Here is a 25,761-nt window from a genome sequence, read left to right on the forward strand (position 1 = left end):
ACCCCATGGCTCTTGGCCCCCGCATCCTCGCTGCAGCAGGGCTGCTCGCGGTGCCGGCACTCCTCGCGGTCGGGAGCCAGGAACTGAGCCGCCCCGCCGACATCCCTTCCGTGGATCCGCAGACCGTCGTCGTGGAGCTCGCTCCGACCGGTGGGAAGGACACCCGCTCGACCGGGACCGATGAGCCCTCAGGGCCCGCGCCGGCCCCGGAACGGCCGGCCGCACCGTCGCCCTCTGCCGCCCCGGCCCCCACGCTCCGGCCCGCGCCCGAGCCTGCGCCTGTCCCCGTACCAGCAGCCCCACCGGCGCCTGCACCCGTACCCGCCGTCCCACCGGCACCTGCACCTGCGTCGGGCCAGGGCACGCCCGGGCTGGTGGAGCGCGAGGTGTTCGACGACGACGGGGAGGACGAAGGACCCGACGGGATCGACGACGACGCCACGAGCCAGGACGGCCAGGACTGATGGGGCTGCAACCACTTCCTCCGGGCTCGAGGCCCGCCGCGGGATCAGCGACCGCGGGGCGGACGGTCCGGCCCGTGGGTGGCTCGGCCGTCTCCGCACGATGGCGCATCGTGGGCTGGATCGTGCTCACCACGGCCCTGGCCCTCCTGGCGCTGCTCGTCACCGTCCGCTCCCTGCTGATCGCCGGCGTCGATCGGGATGCCAACGACGACGTCGTCCAGGAAGCGCAGGAGTTCACCACCTTCGCGGCGGAGGCCGTGGATCCACTCACGGCCCAGCCGTACTCGTCGGTCAGCGAGCTGCTGGAACGCTATCTGTCCCGCCAGAACGCCTCCGCCGGCGAGGTGATCCTCGGAGTGACCGGGGGCGAGGTGCTGTACCTGGGGTCCGATGGACGCGGCAACAACGACGAATACCGGCTGCCCTCCGACACGGCGCTGCTGGAGGAGCTGCGGACGGACCCGGCCGCGTCCGGCGTACGCGAGACGGCGGCGGGGCCCATGCGGTGGGGGAAGGTCGAGGTACAGGCCGGTACCGAGTCCGGGACACTCGTGGTCGCCGCGTTCCCGCGCGGAGGGTACGAGCAGGTGCAGGAGACCGTGACCGTGATCTTCTTCGTCGCGCTCGGCGGTCTGCTGTTCACCGCCGGGATCGCGTGGCTGGTGGCAGGCCAGATCCTGCGGCCCGTCCGGGACGTGAGGCGCGTGGCCACCGAGATCACCGAGTCCGATCTCACCGCACGCGTGCCGGTCCAGGGCCGCGACGACGTCGCCGCGCTCGCGGTCACGTTCAACGACATGCTGGATCGCCTCGAGCAGGCGTACGTCACGCAGCGACGCTTCATCGACGACGCCAGCCACGAACTGAGGACGCCGATCACCGTGATCCGCGGGCACTTGGAACTGATCGACGACGACCCGGCGGGTCGTGCGGCCACCCTGACCCTCGTGGACGGCGAGCTGTCCCGGATGGCGAGGATCGTCTCCGACCTCCTCCTGCTGGTCAAGGCAGAGCGCCCCGACTTCGTCCAGCCCGCCCCGACCGACGTCGCCGAGCTGATGCTCGACCTCGAAGCGAAGATGCAGGCACTCGGCGACCGGCGATGGCTCCTCATGGAGGTCGCCGAAGGGACGGTTGCGCTGGACAGCCAGCGCGTCACCCAGGCGGTGCTCCAGCTGGGAGCCAATGCCGTGCAGTACACGCCCGACGGCACCGACATCAGCCTCGGTTCCGCGTTCGAAGGTGCCGGTACCGACCGGCGGCTGCGTATCTGGGTGAAGGACTCCGGCCCCGGCGTAACCGAGGACGAGGCCGCGGTGATCTTCGAACGCTTCGAGCACGGTTCGGCGAAAGCGCTGCCGGCCGACAGGCTGCGGACCGGCGGAGCGCGCGGCGGTGCAGGACTGGGGCTGTCCATCGTGCGGGCCATCGCGGACGGGCACGACGGCTCCGCCTGGGTGCGCAGCGAACCGGGCCGCGGTGCCACGTTCGGGCTCCTCCTGCCGGCACCCGCGAGGCTCCGGGTCGATCCTGCGTCGGGACCGCCCCTCCAGCCGCCGGGGACCATCCCCCCGGGCAGGGGCACGACGACCGGCCGGCAGACCACAGGGAACAAGCCTTCGACCATCTCGAAGCCCGCTCCGCCCCAGCGGGCCATCCTACGACCGACACCGCAGGAGACACCATGAGCCGCATCCTGATCGCCGAGGACGACCCCCGCGTCGCCTCCTTCATCCAGAAGGGCCTGCACGCGGCCGGCTACTCCACGGAACATGCCGCGGACGGCGAGACGGCGCTCTTCCTCGCCCGTGCCGCCGGTTTCGACCTCATCATCCTCGACATCGGACTCCCCCTGATGGACGGGTTCGAGGTCCTCGCCCAGATCAGGGGGGAGGGCGTGCCGACACCCGTGATCGTCCTGACCGCGAGGGACAGCGTCCCGGACACGGTGGCGGGGCTCGAGGGCGGTGCCGACGACTACGTCACGAAACCGTTCCACGTCGCGGAACTCCTCGCGCGTATCCGCCTGCGCCTCACGGACCGGGCACCCATGACAGCCGGCACCGTGATCGAGCATCAGGGCCTGTCGCTGGACCTCCATTCCAGGCGGGCACGCATCGGGGACGACGCCGTCGAGCTGACGTCGCGCGAATTCGCGATCCTGGAGGTCTTCCTGAGGCACCCCGACCGCGTCATCTCCCGCGAGCAGCTCCTCAACCAGGTGTGGGGCTACGGATTCGATCCGGGCTCGAACGTCGTCGACGTCTACGTCCGTGCCCTGCGCCGGAAGATCGGCGCAGAGCGGATCGAGACGATCCGCGGAGCAGGATACCGGCTGCCATGACCCTGGTCGAGCACTCCACCACGCCGCCACGGACGGCGAAGGCTCCCGGCACCGCGCCCGTCGCCGATGCCGGCGCACGGGCCGCAGCACGACGCTCCCTCGTCATCCGGTCGGTGGCCGCCACCGTCGGACTCACGATCGCCGCCGCCGTCGTCCTCGCCGCCCGGCAACCCGACGCAGGCCTGTCCCCGCAGGGCGCGGTCACGCTCATGGTCTTCGTGCTGGCGGTGTGGCTCTGGATCTTCACCTCGATCGACGACACGTACATCGCGCTCGGCGCGGCGACGGTCCTGGTCCTCACCGGGACGATGGAGACCGGGGAGCTCTTCTCCACCCTGGGCGAGGAGACCATCTGGCTGCTCCTCGCCGCGTTCGTCATCGCCGCAGGTGTCCGCGCCTCGGGACTGGCCAACCGCGGGGCAGCGTTCATCATCACGGGCGCGACGACACCGCGGCAACTCGCACACCTGACGACCCTCGCCCTCGTCGTCACCACCTTCGCCGTCCCCTCGACGTCCGGGCGCGCCGCGCTGGCCCTGCCGGTGTTCCTGGCACTGAGGCAGGCACTCGCCGGCCGCGTCGCGCTCATCAAAGCCCTGGCGATCCTCTTCCCGTCGGTGATCCTCCTCTCCGCGGTCGGGTCCTTCCTCGGGGCCGGCGCCCACCTCATCACCAGCCAGATCCTCGAGACCGCGACGGGCAGCAGTTTCGACTTCGCCACGTGGCTCCTTCTCGGCCTGCCCCTCGCCCTGGTCGCATCCCACCTCTGCGCCGAGATCGTGGTGCGCATGTTCACCACCGCCGCCGAGCGCGGCGAACACCTGCGGATCCATGTCGCCGCCCTCGAAGAGCACTCCGACACCCCCGTCACCGGTCCGCTGACCGTCGCCGAGTCCCGTGCCGCGCTCCTGCTGGGCGCCGTCGTCGTCCTGTGGTGTACCGAGCCGCTGCACGGGCTCCATCCCGCCCTCGTCGCGCTGATCGGCGCCCTCGTCGCGGCGTCGCCGAGCTACGGCTCGGTGGACCTCGCCAAGGGACTGAAATCGGTGCCGTGGTCCCTGCTGCTCTTCATGGCCGCGACGCTGGCTCTCGGCAACGCCCTCGTCTCCACCGGAGCGGCCGATTGGCTGGCGAGCGGCGTGCTGGGGCCCATCCGTTCGCTGGGAGCGGCAGCAGCCCCCCTCTTCGTGGTGCTCGTGGTGCTCCTCTCCACCGTCGCCCACCTCGTCATCCAGAGCAGGTCGGCCCGGTCGGCCGTCCTGATCCCCGTCGTGATCGCCCTCTCACCGGCCGTCGGGGTGGAACCCATGGCAGCGGCGTTCGCATCGACGGCGGCTGCGGGTTTCTGCCACACCCTCACGAGTTCCGCGAAGCCCGTGGCGATGTTCGCCGCGGTGGACGGCGCCGAGACCTACACGCCGAAGGACCTCCTCCGGCTGTCATCGCTCCTGGCGCCCGTCAACGTGGCCCTGGTGCTGATCTTCAGCTTCCTGGTCTGGCCGCTCCTCGGCCTGCCGCTCTTCCCCTGACGACCCGTTCCATCGCCCGTCCCTACCCGAAGGAGAACCACCATGGCAGTCCCCCAGCGCATCCTCATCGCACCCAGCGGCTTCAAGGAGTCCCTCGACGCGGAGACGGTGGCGCGGTCCATCGCCGCGGGCGTCCGCCGGGTCCTGCCGGGGGTGCAGGTCACTGCCGTGCCGATCGCGGACGGCGGCGAAGGGACGGCCGCGACCCTCGCGGCAGCGACGGACGGCGTCCTCGTGCCGGTGAACGTCACGGGACCGGTCGGCGCGCCGGTCGAATCGCACTATGCGAGGCTCGGCGGAAGCGCCACCGGCACGGCCGTCGTCGAGATGGCCGCCGCCGCCGGGCTCCGCCTCGTGCCGCGAAAACTCCGCGACCCCGGAGCCACGACCACCTACGGCGTGGGTGAGCTGATCCGCGCGGCGCTCGACGAGGGCATCCGCACCATCGTGGTGGGGTGTGGGGACTCCGGGACGAGCGACGGAGGCGCCGGGGCGCTCCAGGCGCTCGGTGCGCGCGTCCTCGACGGGAAGGGGCGGGACCTCCCCTTCGGCGGCTCCGCCCTGATCGACGCGGAGCGGCTCGACCTCTCCGGCCTGCATCCCGCCGTCCACGAGGCGACGATCGTCCTGGCATGCAACCAGCACAACGTGCTGTGCGGCAAGACCGGCGTCGCCCGCGTGTTCGGACCGCAGAAGGGAGCATCGCCCCGGCAGGTCGAGGAACTCGCGAAGGCCATGCGCCAGTGGGCGAGGGTCCTCGAACGTGACGGGCTCGCCGCCGGGACGGACTACCGGACCGGCCCGGGGACGGGGGCGTCCGGCGGCCTCGGTGCCGGGCTCGCCGCCGTCGGCGCCCGGCTGGTGCCACGCTTCGAGGCCCTGATCGACAGCGGTCTCGCCGGACTCGACCTCGACGCGCTCATGCGCGGGGCGGACCTCGTCATCACGGCCGAGGGCGCCATCGACTTCCAGACACCGAACGGAAAGGTACCCGCCGTCGTCGCGCGCAGGGCCCAGCTCGCCGGCGTACCCGTCCTGGCACTGGCGGGCTCCCTCGGGAAGGGCGCCCCGGACGTGCACGACATCGGCATCGACGCGATCGCCTCCATCATGACCATCCCGATGAACCTGGCGGACGCCGTCGCGAACGGCGAGCAACTGCTCATCGAGGCCACCGAGCGGACCATGCGGTTGCTCCTGCTCGGCGCCGCCGTGTCATCGTCCATCGACGCCCGGTACCGCGAGCTCCGGCCCATCTGAGGCAGTACGGCGGCACGCGGACGGAGTGCGGACGAGCCTGCAGGTAGTGCACGGATGAGCGACGACGTGCAAAAGTTAGTTCCCATGAGCAACCCTTTCCTCGCGCCAAGCACCCTCGACTACCAGCTGCCGCCGTTCGCCGACATCCGGGACGAGCACTACCTGCCGGCCTTCGACGCGGGTTTCGCCGAACACCTCGCCGAGATCGACGCCATCACGGACACCGCCGAACCACCCACGTTCGAGAACACCGTGCTGCGGCTCGAACAGGCGGGCAGCACCCTGGACCGCGTCTCGCGCGTGTTCTTCAGCAACTCCGTCAGCCATGCGACGGACGCGATCCAGGGCCTCGAGCAGCAGGTCGCCCCCCGCCTCGCGGAGCACGAGGACAACATCAAGCTCAATCGCGCACTGTTCGAACGCCTCCGTCAGGTGCCGCTCGACGGCCTGGACGACGAGTCCACGCGCCTCGTCCAGGAGTACGTCCGCAGCTTCGTGCGGGCGGGAGCCGAACTCGACGACGACGCGCAGGCGACGCTCCGCCGGCTCAACTCCGAACTCTCAGCACTCAGCACCGAGTTCTCGCAGAAACTGCTGAAGGACACCAACGACTCCGCCCTGCTGCTCGACTCCGCCGACGACCTCGACGGACTGTCCGCGGACGCGATCTCCGCTGCCGCCACGGCGGCGACCGACGCGGGCCACGACGGCAGGTACCTCCTGACACTGATCCTCCCGACGGCGCAGCCGGCCCTCGAGTCACTCACCGACAGGGAGGTCCGCCGTCGCCTGCACGAGGCCGCCGTCGACCGCGGCGCACGCGGCAACGACGCCGACACCCTCGCGATCGCCACCCGCATGGCGACCCTGCGCGCCGAGCGCGCAGCCCTGCTCGGCTTCGACACGCACGCCGCGGCAGCGACCGACAACCAGACCGCCCCGTCGCTGGACGCGATCATGGACCGCATGCGCGAACTCGCGGCCCCCGCCGTGCGCAACGCCCGGGCCGAAGCCGCCGAGCTGGAGGCCGAGGCCGGCCATCCGATCGAACCGTGGGACTGGGCCTACTACGCCTCGAAGGTCCGGAAGGCGAAGTTCGACGTCGACCTGGACGCCCTCCGCCCCTACTTCGAACTCGAGCGCGTCCTGCAGGACGGAGTGTTCTACGCCGCGACCCGGCTGTACGGTCTCACGTTCACCGAACGCCCCGACCTTCTCGGGTACCACCCCGACGTCCGCGTGTGGGAGGTCTTCAACGAGGACGGCTCGGGCCTCGGCCTGTTCCTCGGCGACTTCTACACCCGCGACACCAAGAGCGGCGGTGCCTGGATGAACTCCTTCGTGGACCAGTCGCGGCTCCAGGGCACACGCGCCGTCGTCATCAACAACCTGAACATCTCCAGGCCCGCGGCGGGCGAGCCCACCCTGCTGTCCTACGACCAGGTGGTCACCATGTTCCACGAGTTCGGCCACGCACTGCACGGCCTGTTCTCCGACGTCATCTACCCGCTGTTCTCCGGCACGTCGGTGCCGCGCGACTTCGTGGAGTACCCGTCGCAGGTCAACGAGATGTGGATCCTCTGGCCGGAGATCGTCGCGAACTACGCCCGCCACCACGAGACGGGCGAACCGCTCCCCCAGGACGTCATCGACCGCATCCACGCCGCCGGCGCCTGGGGCGAGGGATTCGAGACGACCGCCTACCTCGGTGCCACCCTGCTGGACCTGGCCTGGCACTCGATCCCGCCGGGCACGGTCGTCGAGGACCCGCTGGCCTTCGAAGCCTCGGCCCTCGCCGATGCCGGCGTCGACTTCGCGCCCGTTCCGCCGCGGTACCGCACCTCCTACTTCAAGCACATCTTCGCCGGCGGGTACGCGGCGTCCTACTACGCCTACATCTGGAGCGAGATGCTCGACGCCGACACCGTGGAGTGGTTCAAGTCCTCGGGCGGCCTGACGCGCGCCAACGGGGACCACTTCCGGCGGGAGCTGCTGTCGCGGGGCAACAGCATCGATCCGCTGGAGGCGTTCCGCGCCTTCCGGGGCCGGGACGCCGACCTCGAGCCCCTGCTCGTCCGCCGCGGGCTCGCATGACCGGCCCTGCCGGCGGTCCAGCCGCATGGTGACCATCGACCAGTGCCAGCGGCTGCAGGCCGCCTGGTCCGCGGCGCTGGCCACGGCGACGGGCGGGAGGACCTTCTCGACGCACGGCTCCACGTGGGTGTGGCTGCCCGCGCGACGCGAACTGGGCATGATGTTCCCGGAGTCCGTGAGCGCGCACGCCGTGCGGCCCGCCCTGGCCGAGGGGGTGCGGCTCGGCGCCTCCTCGGTCCGGGTCTGGCTCAACGGCGCGGTGGACCCCGTCGAGCTCGCCGGTCTGGGATTCGGTCCGAGCTGGCAGCCCTGGTGGATGGCGGCACCCGCGGCCGCCGTGGTCGTGCCCGGGGACGACGACGCCGTCCTCGCCACCGACGTACCCGACTACTCGGGTCCGCTGGAACAGGAGCTGCGGGTGGTCCGCTCCCAGCCGCGGCAGGCGTGGCATGCCGTGACACGGAGTGGGGAAGGCGGCAGCATCTCCGGAGCCGCGTACTCGTTCTACCCGTCCGGCGTCACGGGCCTGCGACGCCTCGGCGGTGTCCACAACCTCGAGGTGCTCCCGGACCACCAGCGGCGCGGGCTCGCCACGGCCCTGCTGAGCGCCACGGCGCGGGCCGCACTGCAGGCCGGTGCGGTGGACCTCGCCGTCAACGCCATACCGCAGGGCTACGAGTTCTTCTCGAAGCGGGGCTTCACACTGCTCGGACGCGGCAGGACCTACGCGCTGCACCTCTGACCGGCTGCGGCCCGACGGTGGACGCATGACAGCCGAGCCGCGTCCCCCCCGCCGACGGTGATGTCGGAGGTGCGTGGGCCCGGTCCCGGCGGGACCGCGCCCGGGCGTTCGGGGCGACGGCCGAGGACATCCTCGGGGACCTCCTCGGGGACCGCGAGGCCCCGCGAGGCACTGACGCCGTCGCCGCCTCCGCGGGAAACGGCAGAGGACCGCGCCCTACCGTTCGCGTTCCTCTCCACCGCCCGTGCTGTGCTGCTACCAGCCGCGCTCGGCGAGGCGGTGCGGCTGCGGGATCTCGTCGACGTTGATGCCGACCATGGCCTCGCCCAGACCGCGCGAGACCTTGGCGATCATGTCCGGATCGTCGTGGAACGTGGTCGCCTGGACGATCGCGTTGGCGCGTTCGGCCGGGTTGCCCGACTTGAAGATGCCGGAGCCGACGAAGACGCCGTCCGCGCCGAGCTGCATCATCATGGCCGCGTCCGCCGGGGTCGCGATGCCGCCGGCGGTGAACAGGACCACGGGGAGTCGACCGGCGGAGGCGACCTCCTTCACCAGCTCGTAGGGCGCCTGGAGTTCCTTCGCGGCGACGTACAGCTCGTCCTCGGCCATGGAGGAGAGGCGGTTGAGCTCCGCGCGGATGGTGCGCATGTGCATCGTGGCGTTCGAGACGTCGCCGGTGCCGGCCTCGCCCTTCGAGCGGATCATCGCAGCGCCCTCGGTGATGCGCCGCAGTGCCTCACCGAGGTTGGTCGCACCGCAGACGAAGGGGACGGTGAACTTCCACTTGTCGATGTGGTTCGCGTAGTCGGCGGGCGTGAGGACCTCGGACTCGTCGATGTAGTCGACCCCGAGGGACTGCAGGACCTGCGCCTCCACGAAGTGGCCGATCCGGGCCTTGGCCATGACCGGGATGGAGACGGCCTCGATGATGCTGTCGATCATGTCGGGATCGCTCATGCGGGACACGCCGCCCTGGGCGCGGATGTCCGCGGGAACCCGTTCGAGCGCCATGACCGCTACCGCACCGGCGTCTTCGGCGATGCGGGCCTGCTCTGCTGTGACGACATCCATGATGACGCCGCCCTTGAGCATTTCGGCCATCCCGCGCTTGACCCGGTTGCCGCCGGTCTGTGCTGTGGTTGCCGAATTGTCTTCAACGGTGGACACGACTTGCCCCTAAAGGTAGATAAAAGCTGACCCTTCATGATACGCCGCCGCAGGACGCCCTTCCGGTCGCGGCCGCCGCCCCGGTCCCGGCCGTTCCCGCGGGCTCCGGACCCCGGCGCGGGACCGCGCACGTCAGCGATCCGACAGCTATCCGGCAGCGATCCGGCAGCGATCCGGCAGCGTCACACGGCGTCACGCGGCGGAATGCCGCGTCTTCCTGCTGGAAAGCGGACGATATGCCGCCTACGCTCGGAGCCACAGATCAAGAGTTCCGACGCGAAGCCCTGGCTCGTCGGACGGCAACCCCCTCCGTGGCGGGGTGCCCCAGGTGAAGATCCGGCCCCGTGCATCAGCGCGGGGCAAGCACGGCGCGGACCTCCAGCGGTTCCGCGTCCCGTCGATGGGACATCCATGTCGTACATCTGCCTGCTGCTCTCGGGAGCAGCCCTTCTGATCAACGGACTCGGCCTCCTCGGCCGGGTCCCGCCACGTGACGCGGGATTCCTCAATCTCGCGGTCGGTGTGCTCCAGCTCGTCCTCGCAACGGTCGTCGCAGCGACCGGGGCGCCGGATCCTGCCGCGTTCAGCACGGCGAGCGGGATCTTCCTCTTCGGGCTCACCTACCTGTACGTGGGTCTCGGCTCCGTCGCGGGTCTGGGCTCCGCCGGCGTCGGCTGGTTCTGCGGGCTCGTCGCCGTGCTCGCCGTCGTCTTCGCGGCCACGTCGCTGGACACCGACCCGCTCGGCTCGGTGCTCTGGCTCGCGTGGGCGGTGCTGTGGGGTCTGTTCTTCCTGATCCTCGCCCTCGACGCCGTCCGTCTGACCCGGGTCACCGGCTGGAGCGCGATCCTGGTCGGAACCGCCAGCACCGTGATCCCCGCCGTCCTCGGCCTCAACGGGGCCTGGCCCGTCGGCGGAGCCTCCGCCGTCGGCGCCGCGGCCGTCATCGGCGCACTGTTCGTCGGCGCCGGCGTCGCCGGTTCCCGTCCGGCGAGAACGGCCGTCCCCCGGGTCGCCGTCCACGCCTGATCTCCCCGCCCCCGCCCCCTCCCAGCCCCACTCCCAGCCCCACTCCCAGCCCCACTCCCAGCCCCACTCCCAGCCCGATCGGAAGGCCCACCATGACCACCCTGACGCACACTTATCCCACCGCGGACGCCGACTACGAACTCCTCGCGGCCCGCTTCCGACCCCTCTTCGCACGCATCGCAGACGGCGCATCGCGCCGCGAACAGGAGCACGAGCTGCCCCGGCAGGAGATCCGCGCCCTGATCGACGCCGGATTCGGGGCACTGCGGGTACCGGTCGCCGCCGGCGGGTTCGGCGCCTCGCTCCCGCAGCTGTTCCGCCTCCTCACCGAACTGGCCGCCGCCGATTCGAACATCCCCCAGGCGCTGCGCGCCCACTTCGCGTTCGTGGAGGACCGCCTCGTGTCCGCCGGTCCCCAGCGCGACGTATGGCTCCAGCGCTTCGTGGACGGCGAGATCGTGGGCAACTCCTGGACGGAGGTCGGCACCGTCACCATCGGTGACGTGATCACCAAGGTGAGCCCGGACCCGGGCAGCACCCACGGCGACTTCCGCATCAGCGGCACGAAGTACTACTCGACCGGCAGCATCTTCGCGGACTGGATCGACACGTTCGCCCAGCGGACGGACAACGGTGTCAAGGTCATCGCGGTGGTCAGCACGCACCAGGAGGGCGTCACGCACGGGGACGACTGGGACGGCTTCGGCCAGCAGACCACCGGCTCGGGTACGTCCACCTTCGACCGCGCCCGCGTCGAGGCCGGGAACGTCATCGACTTCGACACCCGGTTCAAGTACCAGACGGCCTTCTACCAGGCGGTGCTGCTGGCCGTCCTCGCGGGCAGCATCACCGCGGCCGAGCGGGACGTCGCGCGAGAGGTACGGAACCGCACGAGGATCTTCAGCCACGGGAATGCGCCGTCGTTCGCTGCCGATCCACAGATCCTCCAGGTGATCGGCGAGGTCTCCGCCGCCGCCTACGCCGCGGATGCCACCGTGGAGCGGGCCGCCCGGTCCCTGCAGCACGCCTACGAGGGCGCGTTCCTGGCCGACGAGGTCGAGGACGAGCGCCGGAACGACGTCGCCGAACTCGAGACGGCCAAGGCGCAGGTGGTCCTGTCGGCGCTCGCCACCCGCGCCACGTCCGACGTCTTCAATGCGCTGGCCGCGTCCGGCGTCAGCACGTCGAAGAACTTCGACCGGCACTGGCGGAACGCCCGCACCGCGGCCAACCACAACCCCTGGGTGTTCAAGGCGAGGATCGTCGGCGACCACTCCGTCAACGGGACCGTGCCTCCCCGCGTGTGGTCCATCGGTGCGGCGCCGGGTGCGGGCAAGCCCTGAGCAACCTGCAGGACGGGACCGCCCGCGGTCCCGTCCTGCCCGGCCTCACCCGCGCCGCGCGCCGCCCGCCTGCCGCGCCGGGCAGACCTCGCGCCGCTCCAGTTCGTCCAGCACGGCATCGAGTGCCCCGGCGGGCCACGGCGACGACGGCGTCCACACCGCCCGGTGCAGCGGCGCAGAGGGAGCCGTCCTGCGCTGCAGCAGGAGGAGGTCCGTCTCGGAGACGATGTGCAGATCGGTCGGGAGGAACCCTGTCCCGGGTGTCATGGCGTGTCCTGTTCTGGTGGATGGGTCATCCTCCGTTAGACGCACGACCGGGGGCCGAATCATCGGTTCCGGCGCAAGGAAGGGCGAAGGATGCGGGCCCGCATCCACCGCCTGCCGTCGAAGCTCAGCCTTTGGGCAGGATTGGCCCAGCGGATCAGTCGTGACGAAAGCCCGCTGATAGCTTTCAAAAGACACCTGCCGTCCTCGGCCGCTCCTTCGGGAGCGATCCGGGGCCGCACGGCCACTGAGCAGCTGGGGAGCTTGCTATGAATTCTCGCGAACGCGAAAAACTGATCGTCGACAACCTGCCGCTGGTCGGGTACCTCGTCTCGACCCTGTGCGCCCGCGCCACGCATCTCTCGCGGGATGACCTCGCGTCGGTCGGGGCCATCGCCCTGATCACATCTGCGGACTCCTTCGACCCGACCCTGGGCGTGCCCTTCGGCGCCTACGCCCGGCGCCGTATCACGGGGGCCTTCGCCGACGAGATGCGGTCCAACGACTGGGCTCCGCGTTCCGCGCGACGGAGGATCGGCGACACGATCGCTGCACAGGACACGCTGGCCGCCTCCCTCGGGCGCACGCCCACGACGGACGAGCTCGCCATGACGCTCGGCGTCAGCCGGCACGAGGTCCAGGCTGCGCTCGGCGACGCCGCGCGATCCGTCCAGGCGCTCGACGAGACCGTCCTCGACATCGTCCCCTGCCTCGACCAGCTCCCCGAGGCATCGCTGCTGGCCGACGAGCAGGTCCGGCACATCCGCGCCGCGGTGGCCCATCTCCCCGCCCGCATGCGCCACATCATCCAGGAGGTCTTCTTCGAGGGACGATCGGTGACCGAGGTGGCAGCGGAGCTCGGGACCACCCACTCGGCCGTCTCCCAGCAGAAGTCCGAGGCGCTCCGGCTGCTGCAGGACGGCCTGGCGACCCACTACTCCGACACAGCGGGCTCCGCGCCCGCTCCGATCTCGCGCGTCTCGCCCAAGCGCAGGGCGGAATACCTGTCCGCGCTCGGTTCGGCGCTGACGCCCCTGCGCGGCCACGCGGCGACGTACGCCACGGCTCGCCCGGCGTTCGCCTCGGCGTCCTGACCGTCCCGTACCGGCGGCGAGGTCAGGACGCGGGCCTGGCCTCCAGCGACTGGCGATGGACGGCCCGCACCCTCTGGTAGACGGTGACGAGGCTTGCCGCGGCCAGGACGACGAGGACGGCCAGCAGGAAACCCTCGGGCAGGCCCAGTCCCGTCAGCCCGGTGACCACCAGGACGGAGACGAGTCGCTCCGCACGCTCCGCGAGCCCCACGTTCGCCGTGAAGCCGAGCGACTCGGCCTTGGCGCGGGCGTACGAGACGATCATGCCCAGCACGAGGCAGGCGAGTGCGGCGACCGCGATCGCGGCGTTCCCGCCACCCGTGAAGAACCAGATCGCGACACCCGCGAACAGCGCGCCGTCGGCGACGCGGTCGAGCGTCGAGTCGAGGAAGCTCCCCCACCGGCCTCCACGGCCCTGCATCCGGGCCATGATCCCGTCGATCACGTCGGAGAACACGAACAGCGTGATGAAGACCGTTCCCCAGAACAGCTGGCCGAGCGGGTAGAGCACCAGCGCGCCACCGGCGACACCGACCGTCCCCGCGATCGTGACGGCGTCGGGCGTCACGCCCCACCTCAGCAGCAGGCGTGCCAGCGGCGTGAAGAGGGCCGTGAAGAATCCCCGCGCGTATCGGTTGAGCATCAGGCGTCCGATCCCGCCGGCCCGGCCGCGGACGGCCAGGCAGCCGCCACCTGCGCATGCACGTCGCCGAGGGTCTGCGTGATCGCCTTCGTCTGCGCGATGATCGGCAGGAAGTTCCCGTCACCGCCCCAGCGCGGCACGACGTGCTGGTGGAGGTGGGCGGCGATACCGGCGCCCCCGGTGACGCCCTGGTTCATGCCGAGATTGAACCCCGACGGGTTGGACACCTTGCGCAGCACACGCATGGCCGTCTGCGTGAGGGCGGCGATCTCCGCGGTCTCCGCCTCGTCGATGTCCGTGTAGTCGGGCACGTGCCGGTAGGGGCAGACCAGGAGGTGGCCGGCGTTGTAGGGGAACAGGTTGAGCAGTACGAAGGCATGGGTCCCGCGGTGCACGATGAGGGATTCCTCGTCGCTCCGGTGCGGCGCCCGGCAGAACGGACAGGTCTGTTCCGACGTGACCTGGTCCTGCCCTCCCTTGATGTAGGCGAGCCGGTGCGGTGTCCACAGCCGCTGGAAGGCGTCCGGCACGCCCGCCAGCCCGAAGTCGTCCGTCACCGCCGCATCCCCCGGAGGGGTCGCGGGCATCCCCCGGCGGTCCGCGTCCTCCATCAGACGGTGGCTTCCCTGCTGCGGACCGCCTCCACGATCCGGCGGACGGCCTCGTCCACGGGCACCTGGTTGTCCTGGCTGCCGTCCCGGAAGCGGAAGGAGACGGCACCGGCCTCCTGGTCCTCACCGCCGGCGATGAGGACGAACGGCACCTTCTCCTTGCTCGCGGTCCGGATCTTCTTCGGGAACCGGTCCGATCCCGCATCGACCTGCGCGCGGATGCCCTCGGCCTTCAGCTTGTCGACGACGTCGAACAGGTAGTCGTTGAACGCCTCGGCGACCGGGACGGCGAGCACCTGCACGGGGGCGAGCCAGGCGGGGAACGCGCCGGCGTAGTGCTCGGTGAGCACCCCCATGAAACGCTCGATCGAACCGAACAGGGCCCGGTGGATCATGACCGGACGCTGGCGGGACCCGTCGGCCGCTTGGTACTCGAGCTCGAAGCGCTCGGGCAGGTTGAAGTCGAGCTGGATCGTCGACATCTGCCAGGTGCGGCCGATCGCGTCGCGTGCCTGCACGGAGATCTTCGGGCCGTAGAACGCGGCTCCCCCGGGGTCGGGCACGAGCTCCAGGCCGGAGGCCTCCGCGACCTCGGCGAGGGTGCGCGTCGCCTCGTCCCAGATCTCGTCGGAGCCGACCGACTTCTCCGGGTTGCGCGTGGACAGCTCGAGGTAGAAGTCCTCGAGGCCGTAGTCCTTGAGGAGGCCCAGGACGAAGTTCAGCGTCCCGGTGAGCTCGTCCTTCATCTGCTCACGGGTGCAGTAGATGTGGGCGTCGTCCTGGGTCATGCCACGCACACGCGTCAGGCCGTGGATGACACCGGACTTCTCGTACCGGTACACCGAGCCGAATTCGAAGAGCCGCAGCGGCAGCTCACGGTAGGACCGCCCGCGCGAGCGGAAGATCAGGTTGTGCATCGGGCAGTTCATCGGCTTCAGGTAGTAGTCCTGGCCGGGCTTGCGCACGGTGCCGTCCTCGTTGAGCTCCTCGTCCACGTGCATCGCCGGGAACATGCCGTCCCGGTACCAGTCGAGGTGGCCGGAGACCTCGTAGAGGTGGCCCTTCGTGATGTGCGGCGTGTAGACGAACTCGTACCCGGCGTCGGTGTGCCGCTGGCGGGAGTAGTCCTCCATCGCCTTGCGGATGATGCCGCCCTTGGGGTGGAACACCGGCAGCCCCGAGCCCAGTTCGTCCGGGAAGGAGAAGAGGTCGAGCTCGGTGCCGAGCCGGCGGTGGTCGCGACGCTCCGCTTCCGCGAGGCGCTCCTGGTAGGCCTTCAGGGCGTCCTTCGTGGGCCACGCCGTGCCGTAGATCCGCTGCAGCTGCTTGTTCTTCTCGCTGCCGCGCCAGTAGGCGGCGGCCGAGCGGGTCAGGGCGTACGCGTTGGAGATGAGCTTGGTGTTCGGCAGGTGCGGGCCGCGGCAGAGGTCCTTCCAGACGACGTCCCCGGACTTGCGGTCCACGTTGTCGTAGACGGAGAGCTCGCCGACGCCCACCTCGACGGACGCGCCGTCCTCATCCGTGGCCCCGCCCTTGAGCCCGATCAGCTCGAGCTTGTACGGCTCGTCCTTCATCGCCTCGCGGGCCTCGTCCTCGGACACGACCCGGCGCACGAAGCGCTGATTGGCGTTGACGATCTTGAGCATCATCTTCTCGAGCTGCTTGAGCTCGTCGGGCGTGAACGGCTCCTCCACGTCGAAGTCGAAGTAGAAACCGTCGGTGATGTACGGGCCGATACCGAGCTTGGCTCCCGGACGCAACTGCTGGACGGCCTGCGCCATGACGTGCGCGGCGGAGTGCCGCAGCACCTCCAGCCCCGCAGGATCCTCGAGGGTCACGCCCTCCACCGAGGCACCCTCGGCCAGTTCCTGGTCGAGGTCCTTCAGCTCGCCGTCCACGCGCATCACGACGACGTCCCGCCGCTCACTGAACAGCTCCGTCCCGGTGGTGCCCGTGGTCGCCTGCTGCTCTTCGCCGTCGACGATGAGTTTCATGGACTGGGGCGCTGACACGGGGGGTCTCCTCGATGCTGGGGAAATGGGCCGCCCGGAAGGGCGTGACGGGATCCGGCCGGGACCGGGACCGCCTCGTCGATCGTATCGGGTGGGCGGAGGGGCGACCAACAAGCTCGCCGCAGGACGTCGCCGTCCCGCGCAGGGGCTAGGGCTCCCGCCGCACCCGCAGCTCGAACTCGATGAACGCGGAGATCATCGCACGGTAGGTCTCCTCGACGACGGCGGGATCGACGCCCTGCCTGGACGCGTAGCCCCGCACGTTGGTGATCACCTGCTCCACGCGGGCCGGCGCTCGCACCGACGCGTCGTCGTGCTTGAGCGCTCCTGCCCTGCGGACGAGCCGCTCCCTCCGGGAGATGAGGGACACGATCTGCTCGTCCACCTCGTTGATGGCCACCCGGACTGCCGCCAACTGCTTCGCGTTCTGCTCTTCGTCTGCTTCAGCCATGGCGGAAGCCTACCGGGGCATCCGGCACCCGACGGGGTCGGACGGGGGCGGACCGGGTCGGGCGGGCGCGGGAGGACGTCGGTTCGGTGATATGCGAGGAATGACGCGGCACCGTCCCGTGTTGATGCAGGTGCGGGTGGACGAGCCGCCCGCGACCGACAGATGCGCGCGGCGACCCGGGCGCAGATATGAGGAGCACCGTGGACTACACGCCAGAAGCCGGATCCATCACCATGTTCTCCACCTCGTGGTGCGGATACTGCCGGCGCCTGAAGTCTCAGCTCGACGCCCAGGGCATCGGCTACAACGAGGTCAACATCGAGGAGGTCGAGGGCACCGCAGAGCTCGTTGCCTCCCTCAACGGGGGCAACCAGACCGTGCCCACCGTCATCTTCCCGGACGGCACGACCGCCACCAATCCCTCCGCCGCCGAGGTGCGGGCCAGGATCGCCGTCTAGCCCGGACGCGATCCGCGCACCGCGGCCGTCCCCCATATGCTGGGAGCGGTGGGCCCGTCCTCCGGTCCACCGCTCCCAGCGGAAGGACAGCAAGACATGGTGCACAGAGTCCAGGGCGTCGTGGTGCGGGCGAAGGATGCCCCCGCGGCCATCGAGACCATCCTCGTCCCGGATCCGGGGCCCGGCGAAGCCCTCGTCGACATCCTGACCTGCGGCGTCTGCCACACGGACCTGCACTACAAGCAGGGCGGCATCAACGACGAGTTCCCCTTCCTGCTGGGGCACGAGGCCACCGGCGTCGTGAGCGCCGTGGGCGACGGCGTCACCACGGTCGCCCCCGGCGACCGCGTGATCCTCAACTGGCGGGCCGTGTGCGGCGAGTGCCGGGCATGCCGCCGGGGTGAACCGCAGTACTGCTTCGACACCCACAACGCCACCCAGAAGATGACGCTGGAGGACGGCACGGTCCTGTCCCCCGCCCTCGGGATCGGTGCGTTCGCCGAGAAGACGCTCGTGGCGGCGGGCCAGTGCACGAAGGTGGATCCCGCAGCGGACGCAGCGGCCGTGGGACTGCTGGGGTGCGGGGTGATGGCCGGCATCGGCGCCGCCATCAACACGGGCAGGGTCTCCCGCGGTGACTCCGTCGCCGTCATCGGGTGCGGCGGCGTCGGCATCGCGGCTGTCGCGGGCTCGCGGCTCGCGGGAGCCACCACGATCATCGCCGTGGACATCGACGACCGGAAGCTCGAGCTCGCAAGGGGCCTCGGCGCGACGCACGTGCTGAACTCGAAGGACGAGGACCCCGTGGAAGCCATCCGCGCGCTCACCGGCGGGAACGGCGCCGACGTCGTGATCGACGCCGTCGGGCGTCCCGAAACGTACAAGCAGGCGTTCTACGCCCGCGATCTCGCCGGGACGGTGGTGCTCGTCGGGGTCCCCACGCCCGAGATGACCATCGAACTCCCACTGCTCGACGTCTTCGGGCGCGGCGGATCGCTGAAGTCCTCCTGGTACGGCGACTGCCTGCCCAGCCGCGACTTCCCGATGCTCGTCAGCCACTACCTGCAGGGCAACCTCGACCTCGATGCGTTCGTCACCGAGCGCATCCGGCTCGACCAGGTCGAGGAGGCCTTCGGGAAGATGCACGGCGGCGCCGTCCTGCGCTCGGTGGTGGAGCTCTGATGGCCGCACGCGTCGAACACCTTGTCACGTCGGGCACCTTCTCGCTCGACGGCGGCACCTGGGACGTCGACAACAACGTGTGGATCGTGGGTGACGACGAGGAGTGCGTCATCATCGACGCCCCGCACGACGCCGCCGCGATCGTGGACCAGGTGAACGGGCGGGTCGTCCGGGCCATCCTCCTGACCCACGCCCACGACGACCACATCCGCGCGGTCGGCGACCTCTTCGACGCCGTGCACGCGCCGATCCATCTGCACGACGGCGACCGGGAGCTCTGGGACATGGTGTTCCCGGAGCTGAGTCCCGACCAGTCGATCGGTGACGGCGACACGATCGAGGTCGCGGGGGTGTCCCTGAGGGCGCTGCACACGCCCGGCCACTCCCCCGGCTCCGTCTGCTACTACCTGGAGGAGGCCGGCACCGTCTTCACGGGCGACACGCTGTTCCAGGGCGGCCCGGGCGCCACAGGGCGTTCCTACAGCGACTTCCCGACGATCATCGAGTCCATCCGGACGAGGCTGCTGACCCTGCCGCCGGACACGATCGCGCGTACCGGCCACGGGGACAGCACCACGATCGGCGACGAGGCGCCGCACCTCGAGGAATGGATCCGGCGCGGACACTGACCGTGCAGCGCCGACCCGTGCAGCGCCGACCCGTGCAGCGCCGGAGGCGTCCCGGTCGCCCGTCAGCGGCGGGACGCCTCCGGTGCCTCCAGGCGCACGACGGCGGTGTAGGCCGCCAGCAGCGCGTCCTGCACGGCGTCGACCGTGACGTCGTGCGCGAGATCCTGGGCGGCACCGGCGGTGGCCGGCCGCCACGGAAGCTCCAGGGCTGCATAGACATCGGTGAGCACGGCGCGCAGCGGGGCCGGATCCTCGACGACGACGACCGACGAGAACAGCCAGGCGCCGGCGACCACCCGCTGGGCGGTGCCGACGAGCTTGATCGTGGGCACGCCGTCGATCCGCCCGTGGACGCTGAACTCGCCCGGGCAGTACTCGCCCGGCACCTCCCCGACGTGCGCGTCGACTCCCAGGCCGGCGAGGACCTCCGCGAAGAAGGTCCCGAAGGACGCGAAGCGCGCGCGCGTGCCGGCCACGGGGTCGGGCGCGGGTTCGATGTGGTCCACCACGAGGCAGCCCCGGTGGTAGGCGGCAGCGCGGCCGCCGGCCCGCCGCACGAGCGGCTCGAACCCGAGCGCCGTGGCGGCCGCGCCCGCCGCCGGGAATCCGGGCAGCCGCGCGTCCCGCTGCCCGAAGGCGACGGTGGGACTCGGGCGGTACAGGCGCACCGTGGCGGGTCGTTCGCCGGCGGCGACGTCGCGCAGCAGCCCGATCCCACGCCCCAGCTCCCCGCCGGCGTCCGCCGACGGAGGGTCGAGGACGAGTGCCAGCTCGGCAGCGCCCTGCCACGGATTGCTCATCGGTCCATCGTAGGCAGTGCGCGGCGGTCCGACGGCACGGGCGGCCGGAGGGATCAGGCGACGACGTCCATCCGCAGCGTGGTCTCGTGCCCGTAGTCGCCGAGGGAACGCCGCGTGAGCCGGACGTCCGTCCCGCCGGGCACGTCCAGCAGGCGTGTCCCGGCGCCCAGCAGGAGCGGCTCGATGAAGACCAGGATCTCGTGCAGGCGCCCGAGCGCCAGGCACTGCCGCGCGATGTCGGCACCCAGGACGGCCACGTCCCTGTCGCCCGCGGCCTCTTCGGCCCGGTCGAGGCCGGTGGCGACGTCGGACACGTGGTCGACGCCGTCCGCCGGCCCCTGCGGGGCCGTGGGTCACGACGAACTGGGGTCCCGACCAGGTGCCGCCGAAGGGGCCCTCGGCGTCGGTGCCGCTGTTCGGATCGTCGCCGGATCAGGGCGTCGGCAGCGGCGTCCATTCGAGCCAGAGGCCGGCCTCGACGGCGATGGCGGAGGGGACCGTGTGCGGACCGTCGAACTCCCGGTACACCACCTCGTAGCCGCGCCGCTTGAGCGCGGGAACCACCTTCCTGCTCGTGGCGTCGATCGGGAGGACGGTGTCCGCCGTCCCGTGGGAGATGAAGACGGCGGGCTGCCCGTTCGAGGGTCCGGCGGGGACGAAGCCCGGGGAGAAGGCCACCACCTTCCGGAAGAGGTCCCCGTTCGTGAGCCCCAGGCCCAGGGCGTAGGAGGCGCCGTCGGAGAAGCCGCCGATACCGATGCGTTCGGGGTCCACCTGCACGAACGAGAACACCTCCTCCAGCGCCCGGTCGATGACCTCCGTGTCCGGACCGTACCCGCCCCGGATCGCGTCCCAGGTGGCTGCCCGGGACGCCGGTGCGAGGATCACGATCCCGAGCTGCTCGGCGGCCGCCCGCAGCACGGACAGGCCGCCCTGTGCGTCGCCGCCGGCGCCGTGGAGGGCGATCAGGAGCGGGACGGGTCCGCCGGTGTCCAGCGACTCCGGCACGAACACGATCGGGTCTCGCGTGGTCGCGATACCGAGGGCATGGACCCCCGTTCTGGTCCCGCTGCCGAATTCCGCCGTTCCCGGGCGCGCGGCCAGGAGGGCGGGATGCGGCGCCGCCTCGTCGGGCTGTCTGCTGTTCATGGGTCCTCCGTCGCACGCCGTCTCCGCGACGAGGAGCGGCGCGGCCAGCGCGCCGGCAAGCACGGTCCTCCTCGTCGCCACATCCGGATTCTAGGTCCCGGTGGTCCCTACTCTCCCGGTTGCCGTTGCGCCCGGATTCGGCTATCGGCTCCGCCGTCCCGTGGGGGCGCGCCATGCTTCAGCCAGGTCCCTGGTGGAAGCGGCGGGGTCGGCCGCCGCGCAGATGGCGGACACCACCGCCATCCCCGCCGCCCCGGCACCCCGCAGCGCGGCGGCGTCCACGGTGGTGATCCCGCCGATCGCCACACAGGGCAGGTCGGCGCCGGCGGCCAGCGTCGCGAACCCCTCGACGCCGAGCGGCGCCGGATGGTCCGGTTTCGTGGCGGTGGCGTGCACCGCTCCGATGCCGAGGTAGTCCACCGTGCCGGCGGGCAGGGCGTGCGCGGCGGCGACCTGCCCGGGTGTCGCCGCGCTCAGTCCGACGACGGCATCGACGCCGACGATGCGCCGCACCACGCCCGGTGGCAGGTCGGACTGGCCCACGTGCACGCCGTCGACGCGCGCCCCGAGCTCTCGCGCCGCGAGGTAGACGTCCACCCGGTCGTCGACCAGGACCGGCACCCGACCCTCGGCGGCGCGGGCCACTGCGGTGACGAGCGACACGAGATCCCGCCCGCCCGCGTGCTTGTCCCGGACCTGCACGCAGGTGACACCGGCGGCGACGGCCGCCGCGACCACGTCGGCGACGGGCCGGGGCGCGCACAGGGCCGTGTCCGTCACGAGGTAGAGCGGCAGGTACTCCGCCGGAGCAGGCCGGGGCATCAGTCGCTCCCGGACAGGCGCAGGCCACGGCGGACATCCGACGGCGTGACGTCGGCGAGCGCATCGAGGAAGCGCGGGGCGAACGAGCCGGGACCTGCCGCCCCGGCCGCGGCACGCTCCGCGGCGAGGGTGTACACGCCGGTCGCAGCTGTGGCCGCGAGCAGTGCATCCGGGGTGAGGGACGCGAAGGCGGCCATCACGGCTCCGAGCGCGCAGCCTCCACCGGTCACGCGCGTCAGGAGCGGGGTGCCGTTGGCGATCCGGACGACGGGCCCGTGCGCCGGCACGACGGCGTCGACGGCCCCCGACACGGCGACGACCGAGCCGTGGCGGATCGCCAGCAGGCGCGCCGCGTCCAGCGCGTCATCGGGACCGTCCACGGAGTCGACGCCGCGCCCGCCGCCTCCCGTGCCGGCCAGCGCGATGATCTCCGAGGGGTTGCCGCGGATGATCGTCGGCCGGATCGCGACGAGGTCCTGTGCCGTCCGGGTCCGGACCGCGAGGAATCCCACCGCGACGGGGTCCAGGACCCACGGGGTCCCCGCGGCGGCCGCCGCCTCCGCCGCCTCGCGCATGGCGACGCACTGGGCCGGGGTCGGTGTGCCGAGATTGACCAGGACCCCCGAGGCGACCGGCGCGAACTGGCCGGCCTCCTCCGGGATGTCCACCATCGCCGGCGTCGCGCCCACGGCGAGCAGCACGTTCGCTGTGACATTCGTGACCACGGCGTTGGTGATGCACTGCACCAGCGGCACGGCGTCGCGCAGTGCGGCGAGCAGCGCGGCACACGCCTCGGCCGTCACCTGCGGGTCGGCGCCCCGGAGGCTCTCGGACGGTGTTCCGAGAGGTGTTCCGAGGGGTGTTCCGAGGGGTGTTCCGAGTGGTTCGAGGGTCGGTTCCGACATGTGCTGCCTTTCGCTTGCCACGGCGGAAGGACGGCCGGACGTCGGACCGGCAGGACATCCCTTCGCCAGTATGAGCTGGATCAGGTTCGACGGGTCTCATCTCAGCCCCGGAAAGGGACACCCCGTGTCGCTGCTCGAACGATAGCGGCTGGCTGCCGGAGCGTCCAGCCCTGCGGGCGCCCCGGTCAGCGGCCGCCCTGGATGCGGCGGCTGCGCTGTTCGATGCCGGGGCCACCGTACGGGTAGTCGCTGAAGGTGGGGGCACTGACCTCGCCGAGGCGGCCGAGGTCGCCGGGCGACAGCTCGAGGTCGGATGACGCCAGGTTGTCCGCCAGCTGTTCCCGGGTGCGGGCACCGAGGATCACCGAGGTCACCCCCGGTTGCGCGGCGACCCAGGCGAGCGCCACGTGGGAGGCGTTGACGCTCCGCTCCGCGGCGATCTCCGTGACCGTGTCGATGATCCGCCAGGTCCTGTCCTGGGCGTTGCGCTTCTCCCAGGCCTCCATGCCGCGCTGGGGGTTCTCACCGAGGCGGGTGGCGCCGGTCGGCTCGGTGTCACGGGAGTACTTGCCGGTCAGCCAGCCGCCACCGAGGGGCGACCACGGCAGCATGCCCATGCCCGCGTCGAGGACCGCGGGCACGATCTCGGCCTCGATCTCCCGCACGAGCAGCGAGTACTGGGGCTGCAGCGTCACCGGCAGCGAGTAGCCGCGCTGGCGGGCGAGCATGACGGCCTTCGTCAGCTGCCAGCCGGTGTAGTTCGAGAAGCCGTAGTACCCGATCTTCCCCTGGACGATCGCCTCGTCGAGGAAGCCGAGCGTCTCCTCGAGCGGCGTCAGCGGATCCCACGAGTGCACCTGGTACAGGTCGATGTGGTCGACGCCGAGCCGCGTGAGCGAGGCGTCGAGCGCCCGGCGGAGGTGCCGCCTGGACAGCCCGAGGTCGTTGACGTCGTCGCCCATGGGGAAACGGCCCTTGGAGGCCAGGACCATGCGGTCGCGCTCCGTCGGGTTCCTGGCGAGCCACCGACCGATGATCTCCTCGGACGCCCCCGCCGTGTACACGTCCGCGGTGTCGATCAGGTTGCCGCCGGCCGCCGCGTAGTCGGCGAGGATGGCGTGGGAGGTGGACTCGTCCGACTCCGCTCCGAAGGTCATCGTGCCGAGGGCGAGGTGAGAGACCGACGTGCCGCTGTTGCCGAGTTTCCGGTATTCCATGGGGTTCTCCTTCGTTCGGGCGCCGGGCGGCGCCGTGGTGCCGTGGATCGGGCGGGTGGATCGGGTAGGTCGCGCAGTACTGCCGGCGCACCGCAAGGGGACGCCGTCGATCGGACGGCGCCCCTGTGCGGAGTGCTCAGTCGGTGACCGTGACGCCCTTCCAGAAAGCGTAGTAACCGCGGATGTTCTCCGCCGCTTCCTTCGGTTCCGGATAACTCCAGGCGGCGTCCCGGTTCTGCTCCCCCGCCACGTCCAGGGTGAAGTAGCTGGCCGTGCCCTTCCAGTGGCACACGGTGTGTGTCCCGGTGGGGACGAAGAACTCCTGCGAGACAGAAGCGGGCGGGAAGTAGTGGTTCCCCTCGACCATCACGGTGTCCGCTGATTCCGCGATCACGGTGTCGTTCCAGATTGCTTTCGGCATGGTTCCTCTTCCTCGAAGACGTCCCACGGACGCGTGGGGGCGCTGTCCTCCGCCGCGGCGTCGGCCATGACACCTGCAACCCCGGGGACGGCCCCGGCATTCCGGCTGCAGAGCTGCTACAGCTTCCGCACCGTGAGGATCTGCTCGAGCCGCCCGAACGGGCCGTCGAGGTCGTGGACCACGCTGGAGGTCAGCCCCACGCCGTTCGCGCCGAACGTGACCCGCGTGTCGAGGCCGAGCCACTCGCCCTCCGGCAGGCGGTGCAGGTGGATCTGCAGGTCCACGTTCGGGTAGAGCCAGCTGTCGCCGCCCGGCGGGACACGGGTGGCGATCCCGTTGGCGGCGTCCATCATGCCCACGAGCCGCACGACGTCGGGGGTCTCCTCTCCCTCGACCATCGAGTAGGGGTTCCTCATCCAGACCTGCCCCCGTCCTGGCCGGTGGCCGGGGACCACCCGGACCTCGAGCGACCTGATGAACCCTCCCGGCCACGCCGTCATGCCCTCGTGCGGTCCGGCCTCGTCGGGGCCGGGGATCCGCGGGTCCTCGACAGCGGCGACGACACCCGTGTCCTGGCCGGCGAGGCGCCACGCCTTCGCAACGATCGCCGTCTTGCCGCCTGCCTCCATCCGCGCCTCCACCAGTTCGATTGTCCGGCCCGGCCGGACGACGGCGGTCGTCACCTCGAACTCGCCTCCCGGGATCAGGCCGAGGATGTCGAAGCTCAGGCGGCCCAGATGCATTCCGTCGCGCGGCTCGCAGGCGAGCAGGCGCTGTGTGAGGAGTCCCGAGATGGGCGCCATGTGCTGCTCGTGGGCGTTCCAGGCACCCTGGGCGTGATCGGTCGACGCGAACCTGCCGCCGCCGAGATCACGGTAGAAGGAATCAGGCACGGGGAATCTCCTTCGTCGGGGAATGCCGGGGCTCCTGCGCTGCGCGCCGGAAAGAGCGGCCGGGACCGCGACCGCACCCGCCCCATGCTAGTGGAGCAGCGGCGCCTTCCTGCCCGGAGCGGGAGGGACACCGGGGGTCGGAATAGAGTTCCGGTGTGCGGGGTTCAGATGATTGACCGGGCCTGCGTTCGCACCTGCCCGATCCACGACCACGGCACCCGGGACGATCGATCCC

27 protein-coding genes and 2 riboswitches are annotated in these 25,761 nt (G+C 71.1%); of the genes, 13 read left to right on the plus strand and 14 right to left on the minus strand.

The features are described 5' to 3' along the window. The first annotated feature begins 5 nt into the window (after window positions 1-5). The 7 genes from ACX80L_RS10825 (at window position 6) to ACX80L_RS10855 (ending at window position 8,433) form a co-directional block, all read left to right on the plus strand. Entirely contained in the window at window positions 6-464 is a 459-nt protein-coding gene (locus tag ACX80L_RS10825; protein ID WP_459289604.1) for a hypothetical protein, read from the plus strand. Then, entirely contained in the window at window positions 464-2,152 is a 1,689-nt protein-coding gene (locus ACX80L_RS10830; protein ID WP_459289606.1) for a sensor histidine kinase, read from the plus strand. Before ACX80L_RS10825 ends, ACX80L_RS10830 begins: the two co-directional genes overlap by 1 nt. Further along, entirely contained in the window at window positions 2,149-2,808 is a 660-nt protein-coding gene (locus ACX80L_RS10835) for a response regulator transcription factor (protein ID WP_133081803.1), read from the plus strand. The genes ACX80L_RS10830 and ACX80L_RS10835 overlap by 4 nt, the downstream gene beginning before the upstream one ends. Continuing rightward, entirely contained in the window at window positions 2,805-4,337 is a 1,533-nt protein-coding gene (locus tag ACX80L_RS10840) for an SLC13 family permease (RefSeq protein ID WP_459289608.1), read from the plus strand. The genes ACX80L_RS10835 and ACX80L_RS10840 overlap by 4 nt, the downstream gene beginning before the upstream one ends. Before the next feature lie 42 nt (window positions 4,338-4,379). Then, the gene (locus ACX80L_RS10845) at window positions 4,380-5,597 is read left to right on the plus strand and encodes a glycerate kinase family protein (protein ID WP_459267791.1); all 1,218 of its coding nucleotides are present in this window, start codon (window positions 4,380-4,382) and stop codon (window positions 5,595-5,597) included. Window positions 5,598-5,681: 84 nt separating this feature from the next. Continuing rightward, window positions 5,682-7,691 (plus strand): M3 family metallopeptidase, encoded by a 2,010-nt coding sequence (locus ACX80L_RS10850; RefSeq protein ID WP_459289610.1) that lies wholly within the window; start codon window positions 5,682-5,684, stop codon window positions 7,689-7,691. Window positions 7,692-7,716: 25 nt separating this feature from the next. Further along, the gene (locus ACX80L_RS10855; RefSeq protein ID WP_459289612.1) at window positions 7,717-8,433 is read left to right on the plus strand and encodes a GNAT family N-acetyltransferase; all 717 of its coding nucleotides are present in this window, start codon (window positions 7,717-7,719) and stop codon (window positions 8,431-8,433) included. Window positions 8,434-8,688: 255 nt separating this feature from the next. Here ACX80L_RS10855 and pdxS read toward each other — a convergent pair whose 3' ends face one another. Further along, a complete protein-coding gene (pdxS, locus tag ACX80L_RS10860; RefSeq protein ID WP_133081798.1) occupies window positions 8,689-9,603 on the minus strand; it encodes a pyridoxal 5'-phosphate synthase lyase subunit PdxS in 915 nt (304 codons plus the stop codon). Between the two features lie 260 nt (window positions 9,604-9,863). Further along, window positions 9,864-9,975: riboswitch (SAM riboswitch) on the plus strand. A 39-nt stretch (window positions 9,976-10,014) separates the two neighbouring features. On the opposite strand from pdxS, the gene ACX80L_RS10865 reads away from it, so the two are divergent. Together ACX80L_RS10865 and ACX80L_RS10870 are read left to right on the plus strand one after the other, a co-directional pair. Next, window positions 10,015-10,632, plus strand: coding sequence for an AmiS/UreI family transporter (locus ACX80L_RS10865; protein WP_459289614.1), 618 nt, complete (start codon window positions 10,015-10,017; stop codon window positions 10,630-10,632). 92 nt (window positions 10,633-10,724) lie between these two features. Then, window positions 10,725-11,975, plus strand: coding sequence for an acyl-CoA dehydrogenase family protein (locus ACX80L_RS10870; RefSeq protein ID WP_459289615.1), 1,251 nt, complete (start codon window positions 10,725-10,727; stop codon window positions 11,973-11,975). Window positions 11,976-12,020: 45 nt separating this feature from the next. Here ACX80L_RS10870 and ACX80L_RS10875 read toward each other — a convergent pair whose 3' ends face one another. After that, window positions 12,021-12,242 carry a hypothetical protein gene (locus ACX80L_RS10875; protein ID WP_459289616.1) on the minus strand — a complete coding sequence of 74 codons (222 nt, stop codon included), beginning with the start codon at window positions 12,240-12,242 and terminating at the stop codon, window positions 12,021-12,023. A 266-nt stretch (window positions 12,243-12,508) separates the two neighbouring features. Between ACX80L_RS10875 and ACX80L_RS10880 the strand changes: the two genes are divergently transcribed. Continuing rightward, the gene (locus ACX80L_RS10880) at window positions 12,509-13,333 is read left to right on the plus strand and encodes a sigma-70 family RNA polymerase sigma factor (RefSeq protein WP_459289618.1); all 825 of its coding nucleotides are present in this window, start codon (window positions 12,509-12,511) and stop codon (window positions 13,331-13,333) included. A 22-nt stretch (window positions 13,334-13,355) separates the two neighbouring features. On the opposite strand, the gene pgsA is transcribed toward ACX80L_RS10880, so the two are convergent. The 4 genes from pgsA to ACX80L_RS10900 form a co-directional block, all read right to left on the minus strand. Continuing rightward, the gene (pgsA, locus tag ACX80L_RS10885) at window positions 13,356-13,976 is read right to left on the minus strand and encodes a phosphatidylinositol phosphate synthase (RefSeq protein ID WP_133081793.1); all 621 of its coding nucleotides are present in this window, start codon (window positions 13,974-13,976) and stop codon (window positions 13,356-13,358) included. Beyond that, complete coding sequence (locus ACX80L_RS10890; RefSeq protein WP_459289620.1) at window positions 13,976-14,587, minus strand: HIT family protein; 612 nt, start codon at window positions 14,585-14,587, stop codon at window positions 13,976-13,978. The genes pgsA and ACX80L_RS10890 overlap by 1 nt, the downstream gene beginning before the upstream one ends. Next, window positions 14,587-16,581: a threonine--tRNA ligase gene (thrS, locus tag ACX80L_RS10895; protein ID WP_432206151.1), complete on the minus strand. Its 1,995-nt coding sequence runs from the start codon at window positions 16,579-16,581 to the stop codon at window positions 14,587-14,589. Before thrS ends, ACX80L_RS10890 begins: the two co-directional genes overlap by 1 nt. 166 nt (window positions 16,582-16,747) lie before the next feature. Continuing rightward, window positions 16,748-17,050, minus strand: coding sequence for a chorismate mutase (locus ACX80L_RS10900; RefSeq protein WP_133081791.1), 303 nt, complete (start codon window positions 17,048-17,050; stop codon window positions 16,748-16,750). Between the two features lie 200 nt (window positions 17,051-17,250). Here ACX80L_RS10900 and ACX80L_RS10905 point away from each other — a divergent pair, with 200 nt between their 5' ends. The 3 genes from ACX80L_RS10905 (at window position 17,251) to ACX80L_RS10915 (ending at window position 19,319) form a co-directional block, all read left to right on the plus strand. Continuing rightward, window positions 17,251-17,508 carry a mycoredoxin gene (locus ACX80L_RS10905; protein ID WP_279628599.1) on the plus strand — a complete coding sequence of 86 codons (258 nt, stop codon included), beginning with the start codon at window positions 17,251-17,253 and terminating at the stop codon, window positions 17,506-17,508. A 96-nt stretch (window positions 17,509-17,604) separates the two neighbouring features. Next, window positions 17,605-18,690, plus strand: coding sequence for an S-(hydroxymethyl)mycothiol dehydrogenase (locus ACX80L_RS10910; RefSeq protein WP_459289622.1), 1,086 nt, complete (start codon window positions 17,605-17,607; stop codon window positions 18,688-18,690). Then, window positions 18,690-19,319, plus strand: a complete 630-nt coding sequence (locus ACX80L_RS10915) for an MBL fold metallo-hydrolase (RefSeq protein ID WP_208741252.1) — start codon at window positions 18,690-18,692, stop codon at window positions 19,317-19,319. Before ACX80L_RS10910 ends, ACX80L_RS10915 begins: the two co-directional genes overlap by 1 nt. Window positions 19,320-19,381: 62 nt before the next feature. Here ACX80L_RS10915 and ACX80L_RS10920 read toward each other — a convergent pair whose 3' ends face one another. From ACX80L_RS10920 to ACX80L_RS10955, 8 genes are all read right to left on the minus strand, one after another. After that, window positions 19,382-20,119 carry a lipoate--protein ligase family protein gene (locus ACX80L_RS10920; protein ID WP_459289625.1) on the minus strand — a complete coding sequence of 246 codons (738 nt, stop codon included), beginning with the start codon at window positions 20,117-20,119 and terminating at the stop codon, window positions 19,382-19,384. A gap of 53 nt (window positions 20,120-20,172) precedes the next feature. After that, entirely contained in the window at window positions 20,173-20,433 is a 261-nt protein-coding gene (locus tag ACX80L_RS10925; RefSeq protein WP_459289627.1) for a hypothetical protein, read from the minus strand. Between the two features lie 118 nt (window positions 20,434-20,551). Beyond that, window positions 20,552-21,349 carry an alpha/beta hydrolase gene (locus ACX80L_RS10930; RefSeq protein ID WP_459289629.1) on the minus strand — a complete coding sequence of 266 codons (798 nt, stop codon included), beginning with the start codon at window positions 21,347-21,349 and terminating at the stop codon, window positions 20,552-20,554. 60 nt (window positions 21,350-21,409) lie between these two features. Then, the gene (thiE, locus tag ACX80L_RS10935) at window positions 21,410-22,090 is read right to left on the minus strand and encodes a thiamine phosphate synthase (RefSeq protein ID WP_459289631.1); all 681 of its coding nucleotides are present in this window, start codon (window positions 22,088-22,090) and stop codon (window positions 21,410-21,412) included. Then, window positions 22,090-22,995 carry a hydroxyethylthiazole kinase gene (gene thiM / locus ACX80L_RS10940; protein WP_459289633.1) on the minus strand — a complete coding sequence of 302 codons (906 nt, stop codon included), beginning with the start codon at window positions 22,993-22,995 and terminating at the stop codon, window positions 22,090-22,092. The genes thiE and thiM overlap by 1 nt, the downstream gene beginning before the upstream one ends. A 40-nt stretch (window positions 22,996-23,035) precedes the next feature. Beyond that, window positions 23,036-23,130: riboswitch (TPP riboswitch) on the minus strand. A 50-nt stretch (window positions 23,131-23,180) separates the two neighbouring features. After that, complete coding sequence (locus ACX80L_RS10945) at window positions 23,181-24,212, minus strand: aldo/keto reductase (protein WP_459289635.1); 1,032 nt, start codon at window positions 24,210-24,212, stop codon at window positions 23,181-23,183. A 136-nt stretch (window positions 24,213-24,348) separates the two neighbouring features. Then, the gene (locus tag ACX80L_RS10950) at window positions 24,349-24,633 is read right to left on the minus strand and encodes a DUF427 domain-containing protein (RefSeq protein WP_459289637.1); all 285 of its coding nucleotides are present in this window, start codon (window positions 24,631-24,633) and stop codon (window positions 24,349-24,351) included. A gap of 116 nt (window positions 24,634-24,749) precedes the next feature. After that, the gene (locus ACX80L_RS10955; protein WP_459289639.1) at window positions 24,750-25,526 is read right to left on the minus strand and encodes a thioesterase family protein; all 777 of its coding nucleotides are present in this window, start codon (window positions 25,524-25,526) and stop codon (window positions 24,750-24,752) included. Between the last annotated feature and the right edge of the window lie 235 nt (window positions 25,527-25,761).

This window comes from Arthrobacter sp. MDT1-48-3, assembly GCF_054511015.1.